Genomic DNA, 5,572 nt, shown 5'->3' on the forward strand with positions numbered 1-5,572 from the left:
AAGAAAGCGAAAAAAACTGTTGACGACGACGAGAAGCTGCGACATAATCTCACTTCTCTGCTGCTGATGCAGCGACGCAGAAAACGAAGCGACGGCGCGGTAAGTGTGCGACGAAGCGAAGTTGGATGCGATTGATCTTTAAAAATTAAACAACCGATAAGTGTGGGCACTCGATGAATAGTGCGTCTGCTACGGCAGATTAGCTTTAAATTTATTGAGGCTCACATAGTAATAGGTAAGTTAAGTAATTAACTTGTCAGCATACTTTGAGAGCGACCGGTTCGAGTGATTTATCACGAAAAACCGAAAACAGTAACAGGTTTAAACTGAAGAGTTTGATCCTGGCTCAGATTGAACGCTGGCGGCATGCCTTACACATGCAAGTCGAACGGCAGCACGGGTGCTTGCACCTGGTGGCGAGTGGCGAACGGGTGAGTAATACATCGGAATGTACCTTGTAGTGGGGGATAGCTCGGCGAAAGCCGGATTAATACCGCATACGCTCTGAGGAGGAAAGCGGGGGACCTTCGGGCCTCGCGCTACAAGAGCAGCCGATGTCAGATTAGCTAGTTGGTGGGGTAAAAGCTCACCAAGGCGACGATCTGTAGCTGGTCTGAGAGGACGACCAGCCACACTGGGACTGAGACACGGCCCAGACTCCTACGGGAGGCAGCAGTGGGGAATTTTGGACAATGGGCGAAAGCCTGATCCAGCAATGCCGCGTGTGTGAAGAAGGCCTTCGGGTTGTAAAGCACTTTTGTCCGGAAAGAAATCCTCTGGGTTAATACCTCGGGGGGATGACGGTACCGGAAGAATAAGCACCGGCTAACTACGTGCCAGCAGCCGCGGTAATACGTAGGGTGCAAGCGTTAATCGGAATTACTGGGCGTAAAGCGTGCGCAGGCGGTTTTGTAAGACGGATGTGAAATCCCCGGGCTTAACCTGGGAACTGCATTCGTGACTGCAAGGCTAGAGTATGGCAGAGGGGGGTAGAATTCCACGTGTAGCAGTGAAATGCGTAGAGATGTGGAGGAATACCGATGGCGAAGGCAGCCCCCTGGGCCAATACTGACGCTCATGCACGAAAGCGTGGGGAGCAAACAGGATTAGATACCCTGGTAGTCCACGCCCTAAACGATGTCAACTAGTTGTTGGGGATTCATTTCCTTAGTAACGAAGCTAACGCGTGAAGTTGACCGCCTGGGGAGTACGGTCGCAAGATTAAAACTCAAAGGAATTGACGGGGACCCGCACAAGCGGTGGATGATGTGGATTAATTCGATGCAACGCGAAAAACCTTACCTACCCTTGACATGTACGGAATCTTGCTGAGAGGTGAGAGTGCTCGAAAGAGAACCGTAACACAGGTGCTGCATGGCTGTCGTCAGCTCGTGTCGTGAGATGTTGGGTTAAGTCCCGCAACGAGCGCAACCCTTGTCCTTAGTTGCTACGCAAGAGCACTCTAAGGAGACTGCCGGTGACAAACCGGAGGAAGGTGGGGATGACGTCAAGTCCTCATGGCCCTTATGGGTAGGGCTTCACACGTCATACAATGGTCGGTACAGAGGGCTGCCAAACCGCGAGGTGGAGCTAACCCCAGAAAACCGATCGTAGTCCGGATCGCAGTCTGCAACTCGACTGCGTGAAGCTGGAATCGCTAGTAATCGCGGATCAGCATGTCGCGGTGAATACGTTCCCGGGTCTTGTACACACCGCCCGTCACACCATGGGAGTGGGTTTTGCCAGAAGTAGGTAGCCTAACCGTAAGGAGGGCGCTTACCACGGCAGGATTCATGACTGGGGTGAAGTCGTAACAAGGTAGCCGTAGGGGAACCTGCGGCTGGATCACCTCCTTTCTAGAGCATGCACTGGAAGTTGAGTGTTCACGCTTATCGGTTGTTGACTGCGTAGATCTAAGTCGGGTCTGTAGCTCAGGTGGTTAGAGCACCGTCTTGATAAGGCGGGGGTCGAAGGTTCAAGTCCTTCCAGACCCACCAAGCTAACCACCGCACCTGACCAAGTCGGGTTGGTAACTGGCTTGAAATGGGGGCATAGCTCAGCTGGGAGAGCACCTGCTTTGCAAGCAGGGGGTCGTCGGTTCGATCCCGTCTGCCTCCACCAATTCCTTAGATCACACATCGATGTCAGTCAAAAGCTTTTACGTCTGAAGTAAATCCCACAAGTGATTTCGCGTGAACGTTTTTGAATGACAGCAATGTCATGCAGTATTTGTTCTTTAACAATTTGGAAGAAGTAGTAGTACAACGGAAGCGCGTTAGAGATGGCGCGTGGAAATTGTACGGGTTGTGATTGTATCAACCAGTATTTAAAGTGATCGAAAGATGACTTGGAATACGGCACAACGCGATAACTCAACCTGTAGCGGGACGTTGAAAGACGCACTCGTTATAGGGTCAAGCGAATAAGTGCATGTGGTGGATGCCTTGGCGATTACAGGCGATGAAGGACGCGATAGCCTGCGAAAAGTTGTGGGGAGCTGGCAAATAAGCATTGATCCACAAATGTCCGAATGGGGAAACCCGGCCTTTTAGGTCATCCTAGACTGAATACATAGGTCTAGTGAAGCGAACGCGGCGAACTGAAACATCTAAGTAGCTGCAGGAAAAGAAATCAACCGAGATTCCCAAAGTAGTGGCGAGCGAAATGGGACCAGCCTTCAAGATTTAGCACCGGTGTTATCAAAACGGAATGGAAAGTCCGGCCATAGTGGGTGATAGCCCCGTATGAGAAAACCCTGGTGTGGAACTAAGCTTGAGATAAGTAGGGCGGGACACGTGAAATCCTGTCTGAAGATGGGGGGACCATCCTCCAAGGCTAAATACTCGTAATCGACCGATAGTGAACCAGTACCGTGAGGGAAAGGCGAAAAGAACCCCGGGAGGGGAGTGAAATAGATCCTGAAACCGCATGCATACAAACAGTCGGAGCCTCGTAAGGGGTGACGGCGTACCTTTTGTATAATGGGTCAGCGACTTACATTCAGTGGCAAGCTTAACCGAATAGGGAAGGCGTAGCGAAAGCGAGTCCGAATAGGGCGTTCAGTCGCTGGGTGTAGACCCGAAACCAAGTGATCTATCCATGGCCAGGTTGAAGGTGCGGTAACACGTACTGGAGGACCGAACCCACTAACGTTGAAAAGTTAGGGGATGAGCTGTGGATAGGGGTGAAAGGCTAAACAAACTTGGAAATAGCTGGTTCTCTCCGAAAACTATTTAGGTAGTGCCTCGTGTATCACCTTCGGGGGTAGAGCACTGTCATGGTTGAAGGGTCCATTGCGGATTACTTCGCCATAGCAAACTCCGAATACCGAAGAGTGCAATCACGGGAGACAGACATCGGGTGCTAACGTCCGGTGTCAAGAGGGAAACAACCCAGACCGCCAGCTAAGGTCCCTAAATATTGCTAAGTGGGAAACGAAGTGGGAAGGCTAAAACAGTCAGGAGGTTGGCTTAGAAGCAGCCACCCTTTAAAGAAAGCGTAATAGCTCACTGATCGAGTCGTCCTGCGCGGAAGATGTAACGGGGCTAAGCAATATACCGAAGCTGCGGATGCGAGCTTGCTCGCATGGTAGGAGAGCGTTCTGTAAGCCTGTGAAGGTGTCTTGTAAAGGATGCTGGAGGTATCAGAAGTGCGAATGCTGACATGAGTAGCGATAAAGGGGGTGAAAGGCCCCCTCGCCGTAAGCCCAAGGTTTCCTACGCAACGTTCATCGGCGTAGGGTGAGTCGGCCCCTAAGGCGAGGCAGAGATGCGTAGCTGATGGGAAGCAGGTTAATATTCCTGCACCGTCGTATGATGCGATGGGGGGACGGATCGCGGAAGGTTGTCCGGGTGTTGGAAGTCCCGGTCCCTGCAGTGGAGAAGGCGCTTAGGCAAATCCGGGCGCGTAATTCAAGGCTGTGGGGCGAGCGAACTTGTTCGCGAAGCAATCGGAAGTGGTTCCAAGAAAAGCCTCTAAGCTTCAGTCATACGAGACCGTACCGCAAACCGACACAGGTGGGCGAGATGAGTATTCTAAGGCGCTTGAGAGAACTCGGGAGAAGGAACTCGGCAAATTGGTACCGTAACTTCGGGATAAGGTACGCCCTTGTAGCTTGACTGGCTCGCGCCAGAAGGGTGAAGGGGTTGCAATAAACTGGTGGCTGCGACTGTTTAATAAAAACACAGCACTCTGCAAACACGAAAGTGGACGTATAGGGTGTGACGCCTGCCCGGTGCCGGAAGATTAAATGATGGGGTGCAAGCTCTTGATTGAAGTCCCGGTAAACGGCGGCCGTAACTATAACGGTCCTAAGGTAGCGAAATTCCTTGTCGGGTAAGTTCCGACCTGCACGAATGGCGTAACGATGGCCACACTGTCTCCTCCCGAGACTCAGCGAAGTTGAAGTGTTTGTGATGATGCAATCTACCCGCGGCTAGACGGAAAGACCCCATGAACCTTTACTGTAGCTTTGCATTGGACTTTGAACCGGTCTGTGTAGGATAGGTGGGAGGCTTTGAAGCAGGAACGCTAGTTTCTGTGGAGCCGTCCTTGAAATACCACCCTGGCTTGTTTGAGGTTCTAACCTAGGTCCGTAATCCGGATCGGGGACAGTGCATGGTAGGCAGTTTGACTGGGGCGGTCTCCTCCCAAAGTGTAACGGAGGAGTACGAAGGTACGCTAGGTACGGTCGGAAATCGTGCTGATAGTGCAATGGCAAAAGCGTGCTTAACTGCGAGACTGACAAGTCGAGCAGGTGCGAAAGCAGGTCATAGTGATCCGGTGGTTCTGTATGGAAGGGCCATCGCTCAACGGATAAAAGGTACTCTGGGGATAACAGGCTGATACCGCCCAAGAGTTCATATCGACGGCGGTGTTTGGCACCTCGATGTCGGCTCATCTCATCCTGGGGCTGTAGCCGGTCCCAAGGGTATGGCTGTTCGCCATTTAAAGAGGTACGTGAGCTGGGTTTAAAACGTCGTGAGACAGTTTGGTCCCTATCTGCCGTGGGCGTTGGAAGTTTGAAGGGGGCTGCTCCTAGTACGAGAGGACCGGAGTGGACGAACCTCTGGTGTACCGGTTGTCACGCCAGTGGCATCGCCGGGTAGCTATGTTCGGAAGAGATAACCGCTGAAAGCATCTAAGCGGGAAACTCGCCTTAAGATGAGACTTCCCTGGGAACTCGATTCCCCTTAAGGGTCGTTCAAGACCAGGACGTTGATAGGTCAGGTGTGGAAGCGCAGTAATGCGTTAAGCTAACTGATACTAATTGCCCGTGAGGCTTGATCCTATAACCAGTGTGTTTTTCCTGGTGTGAGTTGCGTGTGTGCCCCAATGCGGGCGCTGATACCCTCACAACCCAACGACATGTTTGTACTACGCTTCTTCTGAATTGGTTTTGTTGCACTCACCGTGCAGCAGAACATACAAGTTATGCCTGATGACCATAGCGAGTTGGAACCACCCCTTCCCATCCCGAACAGGACCGTGAAACGACTCCACGCCGATGATAGTGCGGATACCCGTGTGAAAGTAGGTAATCGTCAGGCTCCCCTAAAAACCCCTTGCTACA

At 51.9% G+C, this 5,572-nt stretch carries 2 tRNA genes and 3 rRNA genes; all 5 read left to right on the forward strand.

The window, feature by feature from the left end:
• Positions 1 to 323: 323 nt before the first annotated feature.
• The 5 genes from PCO31110_RS25485 to rrf all read left to right on the forward strand — a co-directional run bounded on the left by PCO31110_RS25485 (position 324) and on the right by rrf (position 5,549).
• A 16S ribosomal RNA gene (locus PCO31110_RS25485) occupies positions 324 to 1,856 on the forward strand.
• Positions 1,857 to 1,920: 64 nt separating this feature from the next.
• Positions 1,921 to 1,997 (forward strand) — tRNA-Ile (locus tag PCO31110_RS25490).
• Between the two features lie 48 nt (positions 1,998 to 2,045).
• A tRNA-Ala gene (locus tag PCO31110_RS25495) sits at positions 2,046 to 2,121 on the forward strand.
• 291 nt (positions 2,122 to 2,412) lie between these two features.
• A 23S ribosomal RNA gene (locus PCO31110_RS25500) occupies positions 2,413 to 5,290 on the forward strand.
• A gap of 146 nt (positions 5,291 to 5,436) precedes the next feature.
• Positions 5,437 to 5,549 (forward strand): 5S ribosomal RNA (gene rrf, locus PCO31110_RS25505).
• The 16S, 23S and 5S rRNA genes sit together here with 2 tRNA genes alongside, the layout of an rRNA operon.
• The last annotated feature ends 23 nt before the right edge of the window (positions 5,550 to 5,572 follow it).

It is taken from the genome of Pandoraea communis (assembly GCF_902459745.1).
GTDB classification, from domain to species: Bacteria; Pseudomonadota; Gammaproteobacteria; order Burkholderiales; family Burkholderiaceae; genus Pandoraea; species Pandoraea communis.